This window comes from Enterococcus sp. LJL128, assembly GCF_056924295.1.
Window position 1 is genome coordinate 44,962 of the sequence record NZ_JBXPBP010000011.1, and the last position, 22,966, is coordinate 67,927.

Genomic DNA, 22,966 nt, shown 5'->3' on the forward strand with positions numbered 1-22,966 from the left:
CATGGATTTAAAAGATTATATTGCCAGCATACCTGATTATCCGGAAAAAGGAATTGTTTTCAGAGACATATCTCCGCTGATGGCAAATGGTGATGCTTATCGGGAAGCGACAAAGCAAATCGTTGACTATGCAAAGGAAAAAAGAATTGATATGGTTGTAGGGCCGGAAGCCCGTGGGTTTATTGTCGGCTGTCCTGTTGCCTACGAATTAGGCGTGGGCTTTGCTCCAGTTAGAAAAAAAGGAAAACTTCCTCGGGAAACGATTGAAGTAACCTACGATCTAGAATATGGTACAGACACACTAACCATTCATAAGGATGCGATTGCCCCAGGACAGCGCGTGCTGATTTGTGATGATTTACTAGCGACTGGCGGAACAATTAAAGCAACAACTGATTTAGTTGAATCTTTAGGCGGAATCGTTGTCGGCTGTGCCTTCCTGATTGAATTAAAAGAACTACATGGTAGAGATAAAATTGCTAACTATGAAATCGTTACATTAATGGATTACTAATAAAAAAATTTTACCTCAAATTCATGTTGGTAGGACAAAAACGGAATAAACTCTAAGAGCTTGAAATAAATGCAGGAACTCTCTGCTGCTGTTTCAAGTTCTTTCATTTTGTTGTTCAATCCCTCAGAGCTACCTTTAATCTGTGATTTTAGATGCTTTCATTTTATCTGCTGAGTGTTCTTTTTTGTGCTTGAACACTCAAAAAAGTGCTGGTAGATTTTTTACTAAAACAAAATATTATAGAAATGAAAAACATCACGTTCCTTCCTCTTTTGGGGAAGAGATTCATCTATAAATATAATTCGGTATTATTATCTAGGTGAGCAGCCTTCCTGCTGCATGGTATCAGTCAGCTGTTCCGTTTTAATATTTGAATAGCTAAAAAATGCCGGAAAATTTTCTTTAAGAATTGTCTGCCAACACAAAAATAAAGCTAAAAAAGAAAGCAGCTTCAACATAGGCTGCTTTCTTTTTTACCTTACGATAGGTGTATCCAAAGAAAACTATTTAAAGATTATTTCCCTTAATGGAGACTAGTCAATTAGCAGGAGTACGGACTAGTCACCGTTTGGGAAAAAGGGGGGGGGGGGAGAATCCTAGTGTTATTTATATATAATTATCTTAATGATATTTTCGATAAACATAGTGCTGATCTTCTTCTCTTCTGCGATGTTGAACATAACGTTTCTCATCCCAAAGCATAAACCAGATGATAAATAGTGGGCTGACGATAAGCAGCGCAGACTGTAAGCCCAATGTACCTAGAAAAATACCAATCAATAAAACAAAAAATATAAAGCCGCCACGACGTAGTGCTTTCATTTTCATCACCTCACAAATTAATCGAACGAGTGTTCGTAATAATATTATACGAATGTTTGTTCGGTTTGTAAAGAGGGAACGCTCAAATATTTAAAATTATTTTTGGTGTTTTTAAAGAACGGATGTTATTGATTTGCAGTGAAATAATTGAAGGCAAACAAGCATCTGTATATTTAGGAAATAGGTGAGCGGCTGGCTGAGGATATAGGCGGCAGAAACAAAAAAACTGAGTCATTAGTCCAATGGACTATAACTCAGTCAGTTAACTTAAAGTAAAAGATATACCAAAGCAGCTGCTATCCCTTAAATAGAAAATTCGCAACAACTAGGTAAAAAATAAAATTGAGAAATACATAAAGCCTGCACCAGCCATGACAAAAAGGTGCCAAACAACATGCATAAAGCGAACACCTTTCAAGCTATAGAAGAGAGCGCCTAATGTGTAAGAAACACCGCCGGCAACTAAAAGAGCCAGACCAGTGAAGCTCAGACTTTCATAGAGCGGTTTAGCGGCAATTAAACAGAGCCAGCCCATGATAATATAGATAATCGTTGATGCATTTTTTACAGTATCCTGTTTATGCAGTGTAACAGATTTGTAGATCACACCAAAAATTGCCAATGCCCAAATCAGTCCAAACAATGTCCAGCCTAGCCAGCCTTGAACGCTGAGTAAGCAAAAAGGTGTATAGCTTCCAGCAATCAGCAGGAAAATAGAGCTGTGATCAAAAACCTGAAATACTTTTTTCGCTTTTGTGAAAATTAGACTGTGGAACAATGTGGAGGATAAAAATAGCAGAATCAATGTAGAGCCGTATAAGGCATATGAAACGACCCGAAGGGCGGAACCTATCTGAGCTCCTTTAACCAATAAAATGATTAAACCTGCTATACTTAAGCCAAAGCCGATACCATGGGTAACTGCATTGAGCACCTCGTTCAAAATCAAATACTTTCGAGAAAATTCAGTTTTTTCCAAGAAATCAACTTCCTTCACTTTAATTTGATGAAAAAATTTTTTTGGTCTGTTATACTATATCCATAACCTAAACCTTGTATCCATTCTAACACGAATGTAGGTTGTTTTTAAAGAAAGAGTGGTTAATTTATGACAAATGTAAAGATTGTAACTGATTCTTCCTGTACGATGAGAAAGGAAGTCCGGGAAGCCTTGAATATCCATATGATTCCTCTATCTGTAATGATAGATGGTGTTGTCTACCCAGATGATGATCATTTAGAAGGAAGCCAGTTTATGACTATGATGGATAAAGCAAAAGCTTTACCAAAAACCAGTCAGCCGCCTATCGGAGAGTTTGTGGAGCTTTATGATGAGCTGGGAAGTGACGGAAGCGAAATAATTTCAATTCATATGACCAAAGCATTGAGCGGAACAGTTGAAGCTGCAAGACAGGCGGGCAATCTGACATCAAGCAAGGTAACTGTTATAGACAGTGATTTTACTGATCAGGGATTATCTTTCCAAGTAATTGAAGCCGCAAAACTAGCCGCAAATGGTGCTGGTGTACCGGAAATTTTGGCTGAAATTGAAAGAGTAAAGGAAAATACAAAGCTTTTTATTGGAATATCAACGCTGGATAATTTAGTAAAAGGCGGCCGCATTAGCCGGGCGACAGGGTTGTTGTCAAATATTTTCAATATGAAGGTAGTCATGGATTTCGATCATACAGAATTAATTCCTGTCATTAAAGGACGAGGAGTTAAAACTTTCAATAAGTGGTTTGACGAGTTGAAGCTGGAATTGGAAAAACTTTCAAATGTACGTCAGATTGGTATTTCTCATGCTGAGGGATTAGAATTGGCTAATTATTTTAAAGAAGGACTGCAAAAGCTGTTTCCAGATATGGATATTCCTGTTCTGCATACTAATCCTGTTATCGCTACTCATACAGGCAAAGGTGCTTTTGCGATTATGTATTACACAAGCTAAACAGTTACACTATGGATTGAACAACGATTGGTTCTATATCAGAGCGGTTCCTTTGAACAATCCGTAGTAAAGTAGTTTGTTCTACAATTTTATAAATGAATGTTTGATGAGGCGGCTGCGATTGTTTTAGATCTCAGCCCCTTTTTTCCAATGAAAGAGGGATAAAATGAAGCGATTTTTTCAAACAAAATGGGGGCTGCTGGTACTTCCGTTCGGCGCGGCCTTTCTTACGCTGATACTGCTTTTAGTTTTTGTTCCAAAAGCCCAGCCGTATTTTAATCAAAAAACGAATGAGAATCCAAATAAGAACAACAAAGAACTTGTTAAATATGTTGCAATTGGCGACTCGTTGACTGAAGGGATTGGTGATCCAACTGCTTCAGGAGGTTTTGTACCTATTGTAGCGCGGGATATTGAGGAGCGTTATAAATTAAATGCTGTAGAGGTGGAAAATTTTGGTAAAAACGGTGACCGCAGCGATCAAATTCTAAAACGGATTAAAAAGAATGAGGCTATTCAAAAACAGTTGACTGCCGCAGATATGATTACAGTAACAGTTGGCGGTAATGATTTAATGAAGGTTATCAAAGGAGATGTTTTTAATCTAACAACGGATTCTTTTACTAAACCGCTGAAAAAATATCAGGATCAGCTGGTCTCATTATTTGATGAAATCAGAAAATATAATGAGACTGCACCAATTTATGTATTAGGGATTTATAATCCATTTTATCTATATTTCCCTGAGATTATCGAAATGCAGCAGATTGTAAATAACTGGAATGCTGGAACAGAAGAAACGGTGAGCGGATACTCAGCAATGTATTTCATTCCAATTAATGATTTGCTTTATAAAGGCGTAAACGGCGATGTAGGTGTAACCGGTGCAGAGGGCGACACCAGTGATACAGAAATAACGAATGATGCAATCTATGAAGAAGATCATTTTCATCCGAACAATCTTGGCTATCAGCTGATGGCGAATGCAGTTCGGGAAGAAATGATCAACACAAAGGATCAATGGCTGCCTAAGGAGAGTGACAACTAAGGATGACTGAGGAAAAAGAACCACAGGTTAGAAGAAAAAGAGACACGAACAAGAAAAATAAACAGAAACAGATTAACCCATGGAAAGTGGCCTTTCTATCGATTGTTGGAATCATAGTCGGCTGCCTTCTATTTATTGGCATCAGAATGACACAGGTAAGAGAACCGGATTATAAATCTTCAAAGACTGTTGAGAGATCAGGTTCACCAATTTTAAGTATTCAGTCAAATAAAGAACAGATTAATCAGCTGATTGAATTCTTTTTAGAAGATTTCCAAAAGGACTCAGATATTAGCTATGATTTTTATTTGGAGAATGAAGCTATGCTGACGGGAACGTTTAAGGTATTGGGTTACCCGATTCAGTTTAACCTGTATTTTGATCCTTACGTTATGGATGATGGAAATGTTCAATTGAAAGCCAAAAGTCTATCTGTAGGTACTTTAGGTCTGCCGATTAAAGATATTCTGCAATTTGTTCAGCGGGATTATAAGCTGCCGGAGTGGGTGGAAGTCAATCCGGATGAAAAAACGATTTTGCTTCGGCTTGATAAATTCCAAATGCAAAATGGTCTATTTATTCGGGCGGATAAAATTAATTTAATTGATGATGATATTCAAATAAGCGTATACCTTCCTGAAATAGATAAAACAAGTACTGAAGACAGTACAACGGAAGAGTAGGGGGAGGAAAAGAAATGAGCGAAAAAGCAATTTTTGCCGGCGGTTGTTTCTGGTGTATGATTCAGCCCTTTGATCAACAGCCGGGGATTTATTCAGTGACTTCCGGTTATACAGGAGGACATGTAGTTAATCCGACCTATGAACAGGTAAAAAATCACACAACTGGTCATACGGAAGCCGTGGAGATTTTATTTGATCCAGAAATTATTTCGTATGCTGAGCTGGTTGAGATTTACTGGCAGCAGACAGATCCAACAGATGCGCTGGGTCAATTTGAAGACCGTGGCGACAATTATCGTCCGGTGATTTTTTACGGGAATGAAGAACAACGGCAGATTGCTGAAAAGAGCAAGGAAAGGCTGCAGAACAGCGGTCGTTTTACTAAACCGATTGTGACAACCATTGAACCAGCTGAAACTTTTTATCCTGCAGAAGATTATCATCAGGATTTTTACAAAAAAGAACCAGAGCGATATGAGCGTTCCCACGAACGGCGCGGCAGCTTTTTAAAAGAAAATTGGAAAAGAGGACTGGAATGAGAAGAAGCTTTTATCATTATTTGGTTACACTAAAAGGTCCGGCAGCAGATTCTGAAACTCAATTTGCCAATGCAGCTGCTAAAGATATTCGCTTTCCAAAGCATTCAGAGGATTATCATGAAATTTCCTCCTATTTGGAAATGGAGGTAAATTATTTGCCGACAATGACAGTTTTTGATGAGCTGTGGGAAAAATATTTGGAAAATAATAAATAAAGAAAAAGGATGAAAAGCTCTTCTAAAAAAATAGGAGTTTTTCATCTTTTTTATATTCTAAAAATGCAACGTAAACATTGCTGTGTTGCCTATGTTTCGGGCAAATTTACTTTTTGACTAGCCTGATTGCGAAAAGGTTGTATCATTTGTTGGACTTCATCGCTTGAATACTTCTTATTCATGAAAATGCTTGATGGGCTAGAGTAGGGAGGGAAAGAAAAAGCCGGTTGTTTTATCAGGAAGTTCTGTGTTGTGCCCTTTTTTCATTCGCTTTTTCATGGTAAACTATAAGAATCGGTCAGCAGTATATAGAGAACCGGAAAAGGGAGCGAGACAATGAAAAAACAACGGCAGGTGCCTTATTATCAATATATAATTTCAATTATTTGTACAGCAATTATTGTCGGCGGGGGCAGTTTTATTCTGTTTAGAAGTGTTCTTCAGAGCTACATAGTTAATCAACCCTCAGAAGAAGAAAACCTAAGAGAAGTAAGTCAGCTGTATAACAGCATTCTGGAAGATTATGTAGGAAAAGTCGATAAAGAAGAGCTGGTTGAAGGGGCATTAAAAGGAATGATGGAATCCTTAGATGATCCCTACTCTTCCTATCTGGGAAAAGAGGAATCGACTGCTTTGGAAGAAGAGGTTTCCGGAAGCTTTGAAGGGATTGGTGCAACGCTTGGTTTAGAAGATGACATTCTTACTGTTATGCAGGCACCGATTGAAGGCTCTCCTGCTGAGAAAGCCGGCTTGAAAATGGAGGATCAGATTCTGAAAATTGATGGGGATACTACAGAAGGAGCAACATTGTCTGAATCAGTTAGTAAAATTAGAGGAGAAAAAGGCAGTGATGTCCGCTTAGAAATTTCACGAGGGGAAGCGACGTTTGAATTGACGATTACCAGAGATACAATCCCTCTAACCACTGTCAGTGCAGCGTTGGATGAAACGGATAAAACAATAGGAAACATTCGCATTTCTTCTTTTGGCGGCAAGACATTTGAAGAGCTGAAAACCGCAGTAAAGGATTTGCGTAAAGAAGGTGCCGTATCATTCATTATTGATCTTCGACAAAATCCGGGCGGTTTACTGGATCAAGTGGAAAAAATGTCAAGTATGTTTTTAAAGGACGGTCAGAAGATTGTCCAGTTTGAAGATAAAGCTGGTAATATAATTGAAAGCAAAGCATCCTCTGAGTTAGACGGTGGTTTTAAAGTGGAGGAACCGGTTGTAGTATTAGTCGATGGCGGAAGTGCAAGCGCATCGGAAATTTTTGCAGCAGCACTGAAGGAATCGGGCAAGGTGAAAGTTATTGGAACGAAGACTTTTGGTAAAGGGACAGTCCAAACAGTTAAAGGAGTTGGACAGGAGACTAGTCTCAAGCTGTCTATTTTGAAATGGCTGACACCAGAGGGGAATTGGATTCATGAGAAGGGATTGGCCCCTACTATTGAAGCAGATTTTCCAGAGTATGCTTATCTGGCTCCCATCTCCAGAAGTAGTATTTTGAGACAAGGGGATCAGTCAGAAATTGTCGCAAATCTGAATAAAATGCTGAAAGCTCTTGATTTTGATGTAGATGAAACAGCTGATTTTAACGAGAAAACGAAGCAAGCAGTTGAATCTATTCAGACGGATCAAGCGCTGCCGGTTTCTGGAGAAGTGGATGAAACCACAGCAGAACAAATTGAAGGGCTGCTGAAAGTAAAAATTCAAAATAATGACGGAGCCTATAACACAGCTATTGAGCAATTACAAAAGTAAATTTTTCATTGAACAGCTATTAGGTTTCTGCTATATTACAATGGAAGAAGGTTCGAAATCTATGGAGAAAAGGAAAAGTTATATAGGGTATCTCATTTCATTTATAAAACTGCTGATACCATCGCTTGTTCTTTTATTTATTGTTCGTGGTTTTATCCTGATTCCTGTGCCAATTGACGGAAGTTCTATGAAACCGAATCTTAGTCAGGGAGATATGGTGCTGATGGAAAAATTCACAGCTATTCAGCGGTTTGATGTGATTGTCTTTCAATTGCCGGATGGCGAAATTTATGTAAAACGAGTAATTGGTCTTCCGGGAGATGAAATTCGCTACGAAAAAGATCAGCTTTATATTAATGGCGAAAAAGTAGCTGAACCTTTCTTGAAAAAAGGAAGGAAAACAAAGTCGGATACAGAACCATATACTACGAACTTTAATCTTGCTGATTTAATGAATCAGGAGAATTTGAGCGGGGATAGTTATTTTGTTTTGGGTGATAATAGAAGAATGTCAAAGGATAGCCGATCATTTGGGGCTGTTGAAAGCAAGTACATCTTAGGTAAAGCAAGGTTTGTATATTATCCATTTAATCATATAAAAATTATTAGTTAGATAGGTGAAAACATGACAATACAATGGTTTCCAGGTCATATGGCGAAAGCCCGGAGAGAAGTGTCGGAAAAGATAAAATTTGTAGATATTATTTTTGAACTAGTGGACGCTCGATTACCAATCTCTTCAAGAAATCCAATGATGGATCAGATTGTGCAGCAAAAGCCTCGCTTGGTTCTACTAAACAAGGGGGATTTGGCAGATCCGGATCAGAATAGAAAATGGCAGGATTATTTTAGAGAAAAAGGATTTCACACACTGATAATCAATTCTCAACAGAATCAGGGAATCAACAAGATTGTTCCAGAAGCAAAAAAGGCACTGAAGAATAAAATCGAACGGGACCGAAGCCGCGGGTTGAAGCCGCGGGCTATTCGAGCAATGTGTATAGGCATCCCCAATGTAGGCAAATCGACATTAATGAATCGGCTCGTAGGTAAGAAAATTGCTCAGACGGGGAACAAACCGGGAGTCACTAAAGGTCAGCAATGGCTAAAATCAGGTAAGGATTTAGAATTACTTGATACTCCAGGGATTTTATGGCCAAAATTTGAAGATGCAGCGATTGGAAAAAAATTGGCATTAACAGGTGCAATTAAAGATCAGCTGCTTCATTTTGATGATTTAGCTATTTATGGGCTAACCTTTTTTGCTCGTTTCTATCCGGAGCGCTTACTTGAACGCTATCAGCTTACCGAAGAAGATTTATTTTTACCTGCTCCGGAACTATTGATGCTGATTACTAAAAAAAGAGGCTTCAAGGACGACTATGATCGTGCAAGCGAGATGATTGTTCAGGAAATCCGCAGCGGCAAGCTAGGTGCATATACATTAGACCGATGGGAAGAGTTAGGAGCAGGGCTGGATGAATAAGGAATCTATCAAAGACATCAAAGAAGAACTAAAAACGATTGACCGTCGAGACGATCAACGGTTAACTGTTTGGAAGGATGATGAGAGACTTGGTGTACAGCAGGCCTTAGCTCAATGGGAAAGAAGTATGGTCAAACAGGAGAGTGAAATTGCTCAATTTAAGCAGCTCTCTATTTTTGAAGAAGAAGCAAAAAAAGCAGGACACCGCTTAATTGCCGGCATCGATGAGGTTGGCAGAGGTCCTTTGGCTGGACCAGTGGTGGCTGCAGCTGTCATTTTACCAGAAAAGTGTGAGCTGCTTGGTCTGAATGATTCAAAACAGCTTTCTATTAAGAAGAGAGAAGCTTTATATGATCAGATTCAAAGTCAAGCAATTGCAATTGGTATCGGAATGGTTGATCATAAAGAAATCGATGAGATAAATATCTATCAGGCAAGCAAAAAAGCTATGAAAATGGCTGTAAAGGACCTTGATTTTACACCAGATTATTTATTAATTGATGCAATGGAGCTAGAGTTATCCATTCCGCAGAAAAAGCTGATTAAAGGGGATGCCCGTTCAGTTTCGATTGCTGCAGCCAGTATTGTTGCCAAGGTTTGCCGGGATCGGTTGATGGAGGATTACTCTAAGGTTTTTCCTGGATACGGCTTTGAGAGAAATGCAGGATATGGGACAAAAGAGCATCTTGAAGGAATGAAGAAACAGGGGATTTGTGCAATTCATCGGCGAACATTTGCACCAGTTAAAGATTTATGCCAATAAAATGAAAACAGCTTTCTTATGCAAATACTATCTATGTAAATCTTGTGAAAAAACGTTGTAAGGTACAGGGTTTATAAATGATTGAGTATTTGAGAGGAAGGCTTTTTTTATGGATAAAGAGTTGAGAGAATTATTATTTCGTTTAGTGAACTGTCAGGGAATCGGGAACATAGGCATATTGAAGATTCTAAGCTTTATAATAGAAAATGACTATGTAAATTTGAGCAAGAATGAATTGCTTCAAATTGCAGAAATAAAAAAATATGCACCTCAGTTTTTAGCCTCCTGGGAACGATTAAATCAATTAGGTGAGAAAGTAAAACAGTTCCAATCAGAGCATCAGTTTCTCACTATTCTAGATGCTCAGTTTCCGGTTCTTTTAAAAGAAATATACAATTGTCCAGCAGTTCTTTTTTACAAAGGAAATATTAACCTGCTTCAAGAAAAAGCACTGGCAGTTGTTGGTGCTCGCGATGCTTCTGCTTATGGAATAAAAGTGGTAAGAGAGTTTATACCGCCGATTGCTGCAGCCGGCTGGGTCATTGTCAGCGGCTTAGCTAAAGGAATTGATAGCAAAAGTCATGAAGCTGCCATGAATCATGAAGGCAAAACAATTGGTGTTGTTGGCACTGGCTTAGACTGCTGCTACCCTAAAGAAACAGCTGTTTTACATAGAAGAATGGCAGAAGAACAACTGATTATTAGTGAATACCCCAACGGCACTCCGCCGCGGAAGCATCATTTCCCCATGCGAAACCGAATTATTGCAGGGCTTGCCAGAGGCACATGCCTGATTGAAGCACGTAAAAACAGTGGTTCTCTCATTACAGCACAGTCTGCCCTTGAATATGGCAGAGAAGTTTTTGTGGTTCCGGGAAATATTTTTTTACCTCATTCAGAAGGCTGTCATACCTTACTTTACGAAGGGGCAAATAGTGTTTTTTCTCCCGAAGATATTTTGAATGAAATGAGATTTTTTTGTTAGATTGCTATATCAATCCTTGACAAACTCAAAATGAATCGATATGATGAACTACGATTTGTAAGTTTTTCACTGTATATTTTCACTGTATATAATAGTAGGAACAGGAAATCTGAAAGGAGCCGCACGTTTAATGGCGTATAAATACTTAGTTATTGTAGAATCACCAGCAAAAGCCAAAACGATTGAAAAATATTTAGGAAGAAACTATAAAGTCGTTGCCAGTGTTGGGCATATTCGTGATTTGCCAAAAAGTAAAATGGGTATCGATTTTGAAAATAATTATGAACCGCATTACATCTCAATTCGCGGAAAAGGCGATGTGATTAAAGGACTTAAAGCAGCCGCAAAAAAAGCAGATAAAGTTTATCTTGCAGCCGATCCGGATAGAGAGGGAGAAGCTATTGCCTGGCATCTATCTCACTTATTAAATTTGGATATTAATGATAAAAACCGGGTCGTATTTAACGAAATCACTAAAGAAGCTGTTAAGGCAGCCTTCAAAGAACCACGGGCAATTGACGTTGATTTAGTGGATGCCCAGCAGGCACGCCGCGTATTGGATCGCATCGTTGGCTATTCTATCAGTCCGATTCTTTGGCGTAAAGTGAAAAAAGGACTTAGCGCAGGTCGAGTACAGTCTGTTGCTTTGAAAATTATTATAGACCGTGAACAGGAAATTAGAAAATTTGTTCCAGAAGAATACTGGAGTATTGACGGGAATTTCCAAAAAGGGAAAAAGAAGTTTAAAGCGAACTTTTGGGGATTAGACGGCAAAAAGAAAAAACTGCCGAATCCGGAAGCAGTAAAAGAAGTGACCAGTCGTATCAAAGGTAAAGATTATGATATTACAAAGGTTGAGAAGAAAGAGCGAAAACGCAACCCTGCGTTGCCGTTTACAACTAGTAGCCTACAACAGGAAGCTGCCAGAAAATTGAATTTTCGTACTAGAAAAACCATGATGGTTGCTCAACAGCTGTATGAAGGGATTGCACTAGGCAAGCAAGGAACTGTGGGTCTCATTACTTACATGCGTACAGACTCCACTCGACTGGCGGATTCAGCGAAAATTGAAGCTGCATCATACATTGAAGAAACTTATGGTAAAGAATACTCTGCTCACGGCGGACGCAAAGCGAAAAATGCACAGGGAGCACAGGATGCCCATGAAGCAATCCGCCCATCCAGCGTGTTAAGAACACCTGATGAGATTAAACAGTATCTTGATAAGGATCAGCTGAAGCTTTACACGCTAATTTGGTCAAGAATGGTTGCCAGTCAAATGACACCGGCTGTCCTGGATACTATGAAGGTTACCCTTGAGCAAAATGGCGTGATTTTCATAGCAAATGGTTCCAAGGTGAAATTTAAAGGTTTTATGCAGGTGTACGTTGAAGGTCGTGATGATGGGAAGGAAGACAAAGAAAATATTCTTCCTGATATGACAGCAGGAGAAAAAGTCCAGTCTGTAGATATCGAACCAAAACAACACTTCACACAACCGCCGGCACGTTTCAGCGAAGCGACATTAATCCGTACGCTGGAGGAAAACGGTGTAGGTCGCCCTTCTACTTATGCACCAACGCTGGAAACGATTCAACGGCGCTATTATGTGAAGCTAACGAATAAGCGCTTTGAACCAACAGAGCTTGGTGAAATTGTTAATTCGCTAATCGTTGAGTTCTTCCCTAAAATTGTGGACGTTCATTTCACTGCGTCAATGGAAGAGGATTTGGATAACATTGAAGAAGGAAAAGAAGAGTGGATCAAGATAATTGATCAATTTTATAAACCTTTTGAAAAAGAATTGGCAACTGCAGAGGAAAAAATTGAAAAAATCCAAATCAAAGATGAACCAGCTGGTTTTGATTGTGATGTATGTGGTCATCCGATGGTCATCAAGTTAGGACGTTATGGAAAATTCTATGCCTGCAGCAACTTTCCGGATTGTCGAAATACTAAGCCAATTGTGAAGGAAATCGGTGTAGTGTGTCCAGTCTGTCATGAAGGTCAAGTAATTGAACGCAAATCGAAAAAGAACCGTCTGTTCTATGGCTGCAGCCGCTATCCTGATTGTGACTTTACATCATGGGATAAACCAATTGGCAGAAACTGCCCAAAATGTGATCAGTATCTCGTTGAGAAGAAGGTTAAAGGCGGAAAGCAAGTGGTTTGTATTAATGGCGATTATGAAGAAAATGTTCAGAAATAGCCGCTTAGCAGCAGATTCAGCTGTTGTTTCAAGATAGAAATAAACTATATATCAATGAGTGAGGCTAGCACTGTCTCACTCATTTTTGAAGAAAAGAGGATATAAATGACTAAAACAGTAACGGTGATTGGCGCAGGTCTTGCAGGAAGTGAGGCAGCTTGGCAAGTCGCTCAGGCTGGCGTTCCGGTAACGCTTTATGAGATGCGCCCTGTAAAGAATACTCCTGCCCATCAAACAGAAGACTTCGCCGAACTAGTATGTTCTAATTCTTTGAGAGGGAACAACCTGACAAATGCTGTCGGTGTTTTGAAGGAAGAAATGCGTCAGCTGGACTCAGTGATTATCCATTCAGCTGATGAAACTGCTGTGCCGGCAGGAGGAGCACTAGCTGTGGATCGTGATAATTTTTCAAAGTTAATCACAGAGCGAATCAAGAATCATCCGCTGATTACGGTTAAAAATGAAGAAATTACGGATATTCCTGAAGGGATTACAATTATTGCAACAGGTCCGCTAACTTCAGAAGGACTTTCAGATAAAATTAAAGAATTTAATGGTTCTGAAGGCTTTTATTTTTACGATGCTGCGGCGCCAATTATTGATCAGTCAACGATTGATATGGATAAGGTCTATTTAAAATCCCGGTACGACAAGGGAGAAGCAGCCTATTTAAATTGTCCGATGACTAAAGAAGAATTTAATCAGTTTCATCAGGCATTAGTTGAAGCAGAAGTAGTTCCGCTGAAAACCTTTGAAAAAGAGAAGTTTTTTGAAGGCTGTATGCCAATTGAAGTAATGGCTAAACGTGGGATTAAAACGATGCTTTTTGGTCCAATGAAGCCTGTTGGGCTGGAAGATCCTAAAACAGGGAAACGTCCTTATGCAGTAATTCAGCTGAGACAGGATAATGCAGCTGCTTCACTTTATAATATCGTTGGATTTCAGACACATCTAAAATGGGGCGAACAAAAGCGTGTTTTCCAAATGATTCCAGGGTTGGAAAATGCTGAATTTGTCCGTTATGGTGTGATGCATCGAAATAGTTTTATGAATTCTCCTGAATTACTAGAGCCAACCTATCAAACAAAGAAACGTTCTGATTTGTTCTTTGCAGGACAAATGACTGGAGTAGAAGGTTATGTAGAGAGTGCGGCCAGTGGTCTTCTTGCCGGCATCAATGCTGCGCGTCTAGCGAAAGAAGCTGAGCCGGTTATTTTTCCAAGAGAAACAGCGATGGGGAGTATGGCATATTACATCACCCATGCAGAAGGTAAACACTTTCAACCGATGAACGCCAACTTTGGTCTGTTTCCAGAGCTGCCTGCACGTATTAAAGATAAAAAGGAACGCTATGAAGCTCTTGCTCAAAGAGCCTTATCTGTGCAAAAAGAAATGATTGAAGAGTTAAAACGATAAACAGAAAATAGAGCGAGAGACAAAGAATGTTATAAAAAGCATTCTTTGTCTTTTTTTCGTTATTAATTTAAAGAATCAAATAGCATGTTATTGTTACTTTTACCAAAAAATGTTTAGTTTTAAGAAAAAATTGAAAAAAATTTTTGTTTATTGTGGTAAACTATATTGTATAAAAAGAAATATTGTAGTGAGGAAGGAGCACAGAAAATGAGTGATAAAGAAAAGGAAGCGTTGGAAAGAGCCAAACGAGCTGCCAAGGAACGAAAACGGCGCGAGTTGAATGAACGGGCGGTAAAAGTACGTAAGAAAATTAATCAAGCATCTGAGTTAAAAGCTAGTTTTCAAGCAAAACAAAGCGAGCTAACCAGTGACGTGACTCAAATAACAGCGAAAAAAAATAGTGCTTTATCTAGTCAAATTGCGAAAGAGGTACGTGTCTCCAAAGTATTTGAGGGAGTGATTGCTGAGATGCAGGCCTCTAGACTACCAGAAGGCGTGACTACCTTAGAAGAAAATATTAAAAAGGTTGAAAAGGTTATCGAAGGAATTAGTGATCAGATCAGTAAACTTTCCAATTACCAACAGACGCAAGAGGGTATTTTATCAGGTATCATGAGTCAGCTGGCCAGCTTATAGAACAAAGGAGAAGAAAAAAATGAGTGGAAAAATTGCCGTAATTGATCAGGAATTCACACAGGTGGCAGCCGATTTAGAACGAAGCCATCAAGAGTTGCTTGACGCCTATGAAAAAATTATTGAGCTTACCAAGAGTTTGAGTGCAGGAGCATTAAATACAGATGCATTAACCCCGAAAATTGATGGATTAATGGAAGGGGTTAGTTCGGATGTGATTGCCCGACTAAAGGAACTATTTACCCAAACCAAAACGGTGATTCAAGAATATGAAACCGTAATTATCAATGTAGATACAAGCTGCTAAAAGGAGGCAAACAATCAATGGGTAAGATTAATATTAACCATAGCCAGGCTAGAAGTGAGATACAAGGAATTCAGGCACAGATAAGTGGAAGTTTACAAAGTGCTAAAAGTAGTATGAGTCAAATGAACGGCATATTACAAGAATCTGAAGGAGCCTTTGTAGATGCTTTAAAACAGCAATTTCAATCTGAAGAAGCGATTGTAACCGCTTCTGAAGCTTTTTTTAATGAGGTGTGTCAATCCTTGTTGAATGCAGTCGATGTGTACGAGGAACAAGACCAGAAACTATCACGGAGTAGAGATCAGATTGTGTCGTAAAAGGACGAAAAATAAAAAGAGTAGGAGAATCAAGTATGAGTGTTGGAAAAGATCGCGTATTTTTATTATCTGCTATCGCAGAGTTAAAAACGGCCTATGAGCAATTGTTTCAGGCGGCCAAAGAATTTAGTACAGAAGCAGAAAGTAAGGCTAAAGGCCTTCAGTCTTTACTTGGCCAAGTTCCTTCTGAGGCAAAAAGCAGTCAGCTCTCTGGAAGTATTTCCGGTTTGAAATTGGAAAAGGACGAATTTCAGGAGCTGCTGGATAAGTTAACGCGTGATGTAGAAAAACTGCAGAATGACCTGCCTGCTTTGGATCAGGCAGCAGCTGCTAATGTGAATGATTTACAAAGTGCCGCAGATCAGCTGGCTAGTCTATTTAAAGAATACCAGTCCTTTATCAAGGGCGGCTTTACTGCTCAGGATGTGAATTCTTTTAAAAAATCACTCTCTAAAATGCGGATGCAAAACGGCATGCGCATGTCAGATATTGATAAGACGCTGCAGCGCGTATTAGACACATCGAAAGGGTTGGCGGTGGTCAGTGCTTATTACAGTAAAGATCCAGTAAACTTAACCACAGGTAATTTCAGTGCAGATAAAGAAGACCTGACTGTTCACGGCGAGGTACCCTTAGTATTCAAGCGCACGTATAATGCTATGGATGAGTATCGTGGGGCGTTAGGAGAACATTGGGTACATAGCTTCGAAGTACAGCTGTATCCGAAGAAAAAAGAAGGTCAGCTCAAAGTCATGATGGAAGATGGCAATGCGGTCTTTTATGAGGAACGGGAAGAAAATCACTACGTCGCTCCCATGTTTCCTGCCCATCAATTAGTGAAGACAGCGGCAGGCTATCAGTTAACGTTAGAAGACCAAACGGTCTATTCGTTTAACCTACAAGGACAATGGATTCAAAAAGAGATGGAGAATGGTCAGAAAATCCTTCTATCCTACAACAGCCAAAACCAACTGAAAAAAGTCAGCAGCTTGTCAGGATATCTGCGTTTTCGCTATCATCCAGACGGCTATTTGAGTATGGTGAAGGACCAAACGAATCGGAAGCTTCAGTTTTCCTATGCCAATAACTGTTTAATTAAAGTAACCGGTGTGACGAAAGAGACTCTGCGTTATCAGTACAATGATAAGAAGGAGTTGCTCACGCTGACGAACCCGCGGGGAATTGACTTGGTTCAAAATACGTACGATTATCTGGGACGAACCACTCGACAGGTCTTTCCTGACGGGGGCGTGATGACGTATGCGTATGAGGATGAACAGAAAACCATTACTGTGACAGAACAAAACGGCAACCAAGTCACCTATTATCGGGATAAGCAGTATCGAAACACTCGAGCGGTTTATGCAGATGGGGAAGAAGTCAGTGTCTATAACGGACAGAATCAGTTAGTAGCCTTTACGGATAAGCGGGGGAACAAGACGCAATACAGTTATGACGAACGAGGCAATCAAACGAATATCACCAACGCTTTGGGCGAAACGGTCACCCTTACGTACGATGAACAGAACCATCCAATCCAAATCAGACAAGCGAATGGCGGAACATTCCGCTTCTGCTATGAAGACAACCAACTGGTCGAGGTAAAAAATCCGTTAAATCATACCTCCAGTATCCGTTACGATGAGCAGAAACGACCGATTGAAGTACGACAGCCAGATGGCAGTCAGTTAACCTTTACCTACGATGAACGAGGGAATATCCAGACTATTGGGCAACCGAATGGCAGTCTGGCACATTATGTGTACGATGAACGCAATCAAGTCATCCAAACCACTGATCCGAACGGAAATGACAGCCAGTATAGCTATGATGAGCAAGGAAATCTGTTAACGATTACCAATGCCGCTGGAGCCACTAGAGAATACACCTATAATGAAATCAACAAAATCACACAGATAAAAGATTTTGACGGTACACTCACTATACAGGAATATAATAATTTAGGAAAAATTGAAAAAGTTGTCAACTCACGTGGCGGAATAACGGAGCTTGAGTATGATTTGATGTGGAATATTTCTAAGATTAGACAGCCCAATGGGGCTGAAACACTTTTTCAATATAATCAACTGAATCAGCTGGTGAAAACAACTAATGCTCTCGGGCATAGTACTATGGTTACTTATGATGCAGTGGGTAATCCGTTGGAAATTGTTGGACCTAGTCAATCTACAAGAAGCTTTCGTTATGATGCATTAAATCGCCCAACTAAAGTAGTCGATGCATCGGGTCATGAAACACGCTACACGTATGATCGTTCTGGGAAAATCGCGTCAATTATGGATAGTAAAGGGCAGACAACCGCTTTTCGTTATGATGCTATAGGACAGCTAGTGGAACAAGTGAACCCATTAGGACACAAGACGCGGTTTACGTATACCGCATTAGGAAAAGTGGCAGCCGTCGAGGATCCGAACGGTGGAGTGACGACCTACGACTATTATCCAGGTGGGAAGCTGAAAACCGTTCAGTACCCGGCGGGAGAGACGATTCAGTATACCTATGACAACAATGAAAATGTCATAGAAAAACAAGTAGGAATGCAAGGTCCAACCCACTACAGCTATGATCGACTCAATCAAATAACAGCTATTACAAACCCGCTTGGGCATACGAAGAAATTCAGCTATGATGAAGCTGGCAGAGTTGTTCTGTTTCAGGATGAGACAGGAGCCATTACTGAGTACGATTATCTTCCTACGGGAGAGCTAGCACAGGTTAGGGATGCATTAGGAAATGTTACCAGCTATTCTTATGATGAAGTAGGAAATCTGATTCAGATGGAACAGCCGACTATTGATAAAGACTATACAGAAGCTCAACAATTGAATCGCAGAACTATGTATCACTATGATCTTCTAGGGAATGTGACACAAGTTATTGATGCGCTCGGCAACGAAGAAAGCTATCGTTATGATGAAGAGAATCATTTAATTGAAAAGATTGACAAGGACGGGTTCCATACACGTCTTTCCTACACAGAGACAGGACGCATGAACGCCATTCGTTATGATGACGGCAAAGAGGTGCAGCTTCAATACAATGAATTGCGGCAGTTAGTAGCAGTGCAGGACTGGCTGGGCAAAACAACGATGGAACTGGATGCGTTAGGCCGAATTTTACAACTGACCACCCCGGATGACCAACAGCTTCGCTATGAATGGGACGCATTAGGGAATCGAACCAAGCTTATCTATCCGGACGGCAAAGAAGCCGCCTATACCTATGATTCTTCAAGTAAGCTAACAAGATTACGCAGTGACCAGCAAGAATATACGTATCGGTACAATGAACGTGGTCAGCTGATTGAGAAGCAGCAGCCGGCTGGGCTTACGTCTTCTTATCAGTATGATGCAGCGTATCAATTGACCGAGCTGGTTCATCAGCAGCATGGCGAGGTATTAGAGCATTATCAGTATCACTACAATGAAGCAGGGAATAAAACTCACATTGAGAAGCAGAGAAAAGGACTGTTAGAGGAAAGTGGTCAGTTCCTGTATCACTATGACCCCTTACAGCGATTGACAGAGGTTCAAAAAGACGGAGATTCTCTCAGAAGATATACGTATGATGCCTTTGGCAACCGCATTGCTAAAAGTGAAAAAGACCAAACGACACACTATACGTACAATGCGTTAAATCAATTGATACACCAAGAACAGCCAAATCAAAGTCGCACTATGCGTTATGATAAGCGGGGAAATCTAGTGGAAGAATTATTAGATAACCACCTGCATAAATCTTTTGAGTTCGATGCAACAAATATGATGACGAAGGTCATTCAACCAACGGTTGGAGAAGCCACGTATGACTATAATGGACTGCGGAATCGTGTAGGACAGACAATTGTAAAAGCAGATGAGCCGTTGAAGCAAATTCAGTATGTGTTGGATTTGACAAAGCCTTACAACAATCTATTGGAACGAAAAGTCAATGAAGACACAGAAAGCTATTTATGGGATAATCAATTATTGGCAATGGATGGGGAAGAGCAGTTTCTGCTGGATGAGCTAGGCAGTCCGTTACGTCAATTGACAGCTGGTGGCAGCCAAGAGCTGTTTGCCTATGACGAGTTTGGGGTAGCGCAGCAAAGCCAAGCGGGTGTCTTTGGTTTTACTGGTTATCAGCAGGATGAAATCAGCGGACTGAACTATGCACAGGCGAGGTATTATAATCAAGAGCAAGGGCGGTTTATTAGTGAGGATAATATTAAGGGATTTGCAGAGACCCCTCAAACATTAAATCCATATGTGTATGTTTGGAACCAACCAATGAAATATGTGGATAGAGATGGAAATTTAGGATTCTTAGCTGCCGTTGGAATAGGAGCACTTGTTGGAGGAGTTGTTGGAGGAGTATCTCAACTTGCAGTAGATGTAGTGAAAAATGTAGACAATGTTGTTAAAGGTGAAAAACTAGAGTGGTCAAAACCATCTGCTTATATAGGAGCAGTTACTGGTGGAGCACTTGCTGGGGCAACCACTGTAGCTGCTCCTATATTATTTGCTGCAAGTACAACAGTAACTGCTATTACAGCTGGTGTTGTAGGTGGTATATCTAGTAATGCTACTTCTATGCTAGTATCTAACAAATATGAAGGCACAGACTATAGCTCCTCTGATATTTTTGAGAGTTCACTTATTTCTGGTGGAATAGGTGGGATACTCGGAGGTGTCTTTGATAAGATTATTCCTAGTAAATATTTGTTAGAAATTAGCGGCATAAACAAAGGAAGAAATAGTATGGTAGCTGTTTTTAAAAGTGGTATTACAAGAATGATTAACCACGGACACAAAATGAGCTGGAAAACAATTTTTAAAGGATTACTGGGCAACTTTATAGATGGTTTACAAGAAGAAATTAGTAACTCAGCAGTAGGGGATATATACGAATACCTAAAGGAATCAATAATTAAAAGAATGAACGAGCAAAGTGAGGAGTGTCTAGAATAATGATAATTCTATCTGTACTAAGTTCACTTTTCTTCTCAATATTATTTATATCAGGATACATTAAAATAGCTCAAAGAAAAGAACTGCTATATCCAACGAAAAAGGCAACAGAACAACAGAAAAAGAATATGCACAAACTTAATATTTTTCTGAAATTAGCACTTTTATTTCTTTCCCCATATATATGGTGGACGCTAATTATTCCTGTAGCACGAGATATTCCGAATATTGTTACAGGAAATTTGCCAGAAGTAGAAGGCAGACTATTAAAGGATGCAAATTATGGTGCTTCTCCTTCAAGAAAGAAGATAGTTGTAAAAACAGTAAATGGTGAGGAAATAAAGATTATTTTGTATTCGAATCGCATGAAAAAGGGGGATTATGTAAAAATTCAGCATCTTACTTATCAAAAATCTGGAGATACTTATTATGGTAAAATATTAACCCATAAAAAAAGTGAATAAGAATTCTCGATTGCTAAGGTATACGAAAAATATTCGGTAAATACAAACTATTAAAAGAATATATCAAGTGCCTAGGATAAAAAAAGGAAAAATAATGAATAATTATCTATATTATCGTAATTTTGTGGTTACAATAGCAACATTTATCGTATTGATTTTTCTATCAGTAAAATATTTTAGAGGTGGGGTGTTATTTACTCCTGAAAGGGCAGTTTCTTCAACGAAAGATTTTGTCAGTAAATATGGCCGAATAATGACAACAGGGGTATATCTTGTCTTTTTAGTTTTATGTTTAGTTGTTCTTTCTGGTGGTGTGAATCTAATTAAGGATTTGCCTTATGTTTTAGAAAAGAAATACATCGCTATTTCAGGACCAGCAGTTAATCAATCCACCGGAAAAGAGACAAATAAAGTACGTGCAATAAAAATTAAAGATGATAAAACTGGAGAAATTATCCATGTTAGCTTTTATGGAGATAAAACAATTCATAAAGGGGATTTTTTAGAACTCTATTATTATCCCAATTCTCATATAGGAGCTTATCAAAATTCTGAAGACTAAAGGTAAAGATGAACTAAAAGAAGAACAGATTAGTAGATTGTTTGTTCTTCTTTTTACTAGAAAACAATGTTTTTGATTAACTACTATCAATTTGAGCTTTTGATTTCAGATGTATTATAGAGTAGAAGATGTCCATATTCTTAGCAATTTTTATGATGATGACGTTCCTTCAACGATATTAACATTGATATTAGTAAGCAAATCGAAGCTGGAAAAGGAGCGCAAATGAAAACTATAATTAAAATAGCTCTTGGGACCTTAGGTGTTATTGGGTTGTTGACAGCTGGTTATTTTTTAGTGGTTTTGTATCTTTTCAATCCTGCACAAGATTCAAGAAGTGAGGAAGTCTTTTCTGTCAATAGTTCTCCTTCCGGGAAATATGAGCTGCTTCAAGTAAATACAGAAGATGAGGCTGAAGTACCTGGTTATTCGTTTAATGTGTGGGAAAAAGGGAGCGGAGATACAACGACTTATGAAGCAAATGATTATTTTAGAAAGCGAGATCGTTTTATTCTTTCTTGGGGAGATAATGAAGATATCGTTTGGGTATATAGTGGTGGTTTAGGTCTTTTTTATTGGACGAATGAAGGAGATAGTTGGACCAAACATACCTTTGCTGATGAAATAATCGATAGTAATCGTATACCAGCTGAGCTTTGGAAGGATTTGCCTGATAGTTACAAGCAACAATATGGGGAGTAATTTAATTCGTGTTTATCACATCTTGAGACAGGTAGAGCAAAAAATATTTTATAAAACAGGGGTTATTGAATGAGTATTGGTTATTTACTAATTATATATGGATTGATTGTTACTTTTATAATAATTAGTGTTAAAGGATGCATGAAAATAATTAAAAATGAATACTTTATCAGTTATAAGGATGCGATACCTGCCAAGCAGAAGTTCATGAAGAAATATGAAAAGAAAACAAATATGATAATAAAGATTTTATTTCTTATTTGGATGACTGTGATGTTTGTAGAATTTATAATTCCTGGAATTTTTGATTTCCCTAATATTTTAACTGGAAAATACCAGATAGTTGAGGGTATCGCATTAAATTCTGCTGGAACAAGTGATAGAAAATTCCCAAAAATTGTTACAATCAAAGACGAGCAAACAAATCAAACAATTCGACTAAGATTTTATTCTGCTAAGTCAATTGAAAAAGGAGATAATTTAAAAGTTATTTATTTGCCTCATCTTAAAAGAGGGACACTTTTGAAGCATGAATAGTCAGAAACTATCACAAGCATTGTTATTTTGATAGTTTTTAGTTATTTTTTAATGGAACAAAAGATGTAGTAAATAAATA

General features: G+C 38.9%; 23 protein-coding genes. 21 read left to right on the forward strand and 2 right to left on the reverse strand.

Annotated features, from left to right (window positions below):
• The first annotated feature begins 1 nt into the window (after position 1).
• Positions 2 to 514 carry an adenine phosphoribosyltransferase gene (locus AC1Z3K_RS12955; protein ID WP_426081420.1) on the forward strand — a complete coding sequence of 171 codons (513 nt, stop codon included), beginning with the start codon at positions 2 to 4 and terminating at the stop codon, positions 512 to 514.
• A 621-nt stretch (positions 515 to 1,135) separates the two neighbouring features.
• Here AC1Z3K_RS12955 and AC1Z3K_RS12960 read toward each other — a convergent pair.
• Together AC1Z3K_RS12960 and trhA are read right to left on the reverse strand one after the other, a co-directional pair.
• Positions 1,136 to 1,336 carry a hypothetical protein gene (locus tag AC1Z3K_RS12960; RefSeq protein WP_426081421.1) on the reverse strand — a complete coding sequence of 67 codons (201 nt, stop codon included), beginning with the start codon at positions 1,334 to 1,336 and terminating at the stop codon, positions 1,136 to 1,138.
• Positions 1,337 to 1,661: 325 nt separating this feature from the next.
• Entirely contained in the window at positions 1,662 to 2,315 is a 654-nt protein-coding gene (trhA, locus tag AC1Z3K_RS12965; protein WP_461732934.1) for a PAQR family membrane homeostasis protein TrhA, read from the reverse strand.
• Between the two features lie 129 nt (positions 2,316 to 2,444).
• On the opposite strand from trhA, the gene AC1Z3K_RS12970 reads away from it, so the two are divergent.
• The 20 genes from AC1Z3K_RS12970 to AC1Z3K_RS13065 all read left to right on the forward strand — a co-directional run bounded on the left by AC1Z3K_RS12970 (position 2,445) and on the right by AC1Z3K_RS13065 (position 22,887).
• Positions 2,445 to 3,287, forward strand: a complete 843-nt coding sequence (locus AC1Z3K_RS12970) for a DegV family protein (RefSeq protein WP_426081423.1) — start codon at positions 2,445 to 2,447, stop codon at positions 3,285 to 3,287.
• Between the two features lie 166 nt (positions 3,288 to 3,453).
• Positions 3,454 to 4,335 (forward strand): SGNH/GDSL hydrolase family protein, encoded by an 882-nt coding sequence (locus AC1Z3K_RS12975; protein WP_461732935.1) that lies wholly within the window; start codon positions 3,454 to 3,456, stop codon positions 4,333 to 4,335.
• A gap of 2 nt (positions 4,336 to 4,337) precedes the next feature.
• A complete protein-coding gene (locus AC1Z3K_RS12980) occupies positions 4,338 to 5,018 on the forward strand; it encodes a YpmS family protein (protein ID WP_461732936.1) in 681 nt (226 codons plus the stop codon).
• 14 nt (positions 5,019 to 5,032) lie between these two features.
• Positions 5,033 to 5,557 (forward strand): peptide-methionine (S)-S-oxide reductase MsrA, encoded by a 525-nt coding sequence (msrA, locus tag AC1Z3K_RS12985; RefSeq protein ID WP_426081426.1) that lies wholly within the window; start codon positions 5,033 to 5,035, stop codon positions 5,555 to 5,557.
• Entirely contained in the window at positions 5,554 to 5,772 is a 219-nt protein-coding gene (locus AC1Z3K_RS12990) for a YozE family protein (protein ID WP_461732937.1), read from the forward strand. Before msrA ends, AC1Z3K_RS12990 begins: the two co-directional genes overlap by 4 nt.
• Before the next feature lie 336 nt (positions 5,773 to 6,108).
• On the forward strand, positions 6,109 to 7,536 hold the full coding sequence (locus tag AC1Z3K_RS12995; RefSeq protein WP_461732938.1) for a S41 family peptidase: 1,428 nt from the start codon (positions 6,109 to 6,111) through the stop codon (positions 7,534 to 7,536).
• Between the two features lie 61 nt (positions 7,537 to 7,597).
• Positions 7,598 to 8,149 (forward strand): signal peptidase I, encoded by a 552-nt coding sequence (lepB, locus tag AC1Z3K_RS13000; protein WP_426081429.1) that lies wholly within the window; start codon positions 7,598 to 7,600, stop codon positions 8,147 to 8,149.
• 12 nt (positions 8,150 to 8,161) lie between these two features.
• Positions 8,162 to 9,022: a ribosome biogenesis GTPase YlqF gene (gene ylqF, locus AC1Z3K_RS13005; protein ID WP_426081430.1), complete on the forward strand. Its 861-nt coding sequence runs from the start codon at positions 8,162 to 8,164 to the stop codon at positions 9,020 to 9,022.
• The gene (locus AC1Z3K_RS13010) at positions 9,015 to 9,785 is read left to right on the forward strand and encodes a ribonuclease HII (RefSeq protein ID WP_461732939.1); all 771 of its coding nucleotides are present in this window, start codon (positions 9,015 to 9,017) and stop codon (positions 9,783 to 9,785) included. Before ylqF ends, AC1Z3K_RS13010 begins: the two co-directional genes overlap by 8 nt.
• A gap of 109 nt (positions 9,786 to 9,894) precedes the next feature.
• Entirely contained in the window at positions 9,895 to 10,770 is an 876-nt protein-coding gene (gene dprA, locus AC1Z3K_RS13015; protein WP_461732940.1) for a DNA-processing protein DprA, read from the forward strand.
• Between the two features lie 130 nt (positions 10,771 to 10,900).
• The gene (gene topA, locus AC1Z3K_RS13020; RefSeq protein ID WP_461732941.1) at positions 10,901 to 12,979 is read left to right on the forward strand and encodes a type I DNA topoisomerase; all 2,079 of its coding nucleotides are present in this window, start codon (positions 10,901 to 10,903) and stop codon (positions 12,977 to 12,979) included.
• A 105-nt stretch (positions 12,980 to 13,084) separates the two neighbouring features.
• A complete protein-coding gene (gene trmFO, locus AC1Z3K_RS13025) occupies positions 13,085 to 14,395 on the forward strand; it encodes an FADH(2)-oxidizing methylenetetrahydrofolate--tRNA-(uracil(54)-C(5))-methyltransferase TrmFO (RefSeq protein ID WP_461732942.1) in 1,311 nt (436 codons plus the stop codon).
• A 207-nt stretch (positions 14,396 to 14,602) separates the two neighbouring features.
• Entirely contained in the window at positions 14,603 to 15,031 is a 429-nt protein-coding gene (locus AC1Z3K_RS13030; protein ID WP_461732943.1) for a hypothetical protein, read from the forward strand.
• Positions 15,032 to 15,050: 19 nt separating this feature from the next.
• Positions 15,051 to 15,335 carry a hypothetical protein gene (locus AC1Z3K_RS13035; protein ID WP_426081438.1) on the forward strand — a complete coding sequence of 95 codons (285 nt, stop codon included), beginning with the start codon at positions 15,051 to 15,053 and terminating at the stop codon, positions 15,333 to 15,335.
• A gap of 17 nt (positions 15,336 to 15,352) precedes the next feature.
• Positions 15,353 to 15,652 (forward strand): hypothetical protein, encoded by a 300-nt coding sequence (locus tag AC1Z3K_RS13040; protein WP_461732944.1) that lies wholly within the window; start codon positions 15,353 to 15,355, stop codon positions 15,650 to 15,652.
• A gap of 35 nt (positions 15,653 to 15,687) precedes the next feature.
• Positions 15,688 to 20,622, forward strand: a complete 4,935-nt coding sequence (locus AC1Z3K_RS13045; protein WP_461732945.1) for a DUF6531 domain-containing protein — start codon at positions 15,688 to 15,690, stop codon at positions 20,620 to 20,622.
• A complete protein-coding gene (locus tag AC1Z3K_RS13050; RefSeq protein ID WP_426081447.1) occupies positions 20,622 to 21,086 on the forward strand; it encodes a hypothetical protein in 465 nt (154 codons plus the stop codon). Before AC1Z3K_RS13045 ends, AC1Z3K_RS13050 begins: the two co-directional genes overlap by 1 nt.
• A gap of 94 nt (positions 21,087 to 21,180) precedes the next feature.
• Entirely contained in the window at positions 21,181 to 21,648 is a 468-nt protein-coding gene (locus tag AC1Z3K_RS13055; protein WP_426081449.1) for a hypothetical protein, read from the forward strand.
• 225 nt (positions 21,649 to 21,873) lie between these two features.
• The gene (locus AC1Z3K_RS13060) at positions 21,874 to 22,350 is read left to right on the forward strand and encodes a hypothetical protein (RefSeq protein WP_461732946.1); all 477 of its coding nucleotides are present in this window, start codon (positions 21,874 to 21,876) and stop codon (positions 22,348 to 22,350) included.
• Between the two features lie 69 nt (positions 22,351 to 22,419).
• Positions 22,420 to 22,887 carry a hypothetical protein gene (locus tag AC1Z3K_RS13065; protein WP_461732947.1) on the forward strand — a complete coding sequence of 156 codons (468 nt, stop codon included), beginning with the start codon at positions 22,420 to 22,422 and terminating at the stop codon, positions 22,885 to 22,887.
• Positions 22,888 to 22,966: the final 79 nt, after the last annotated feature.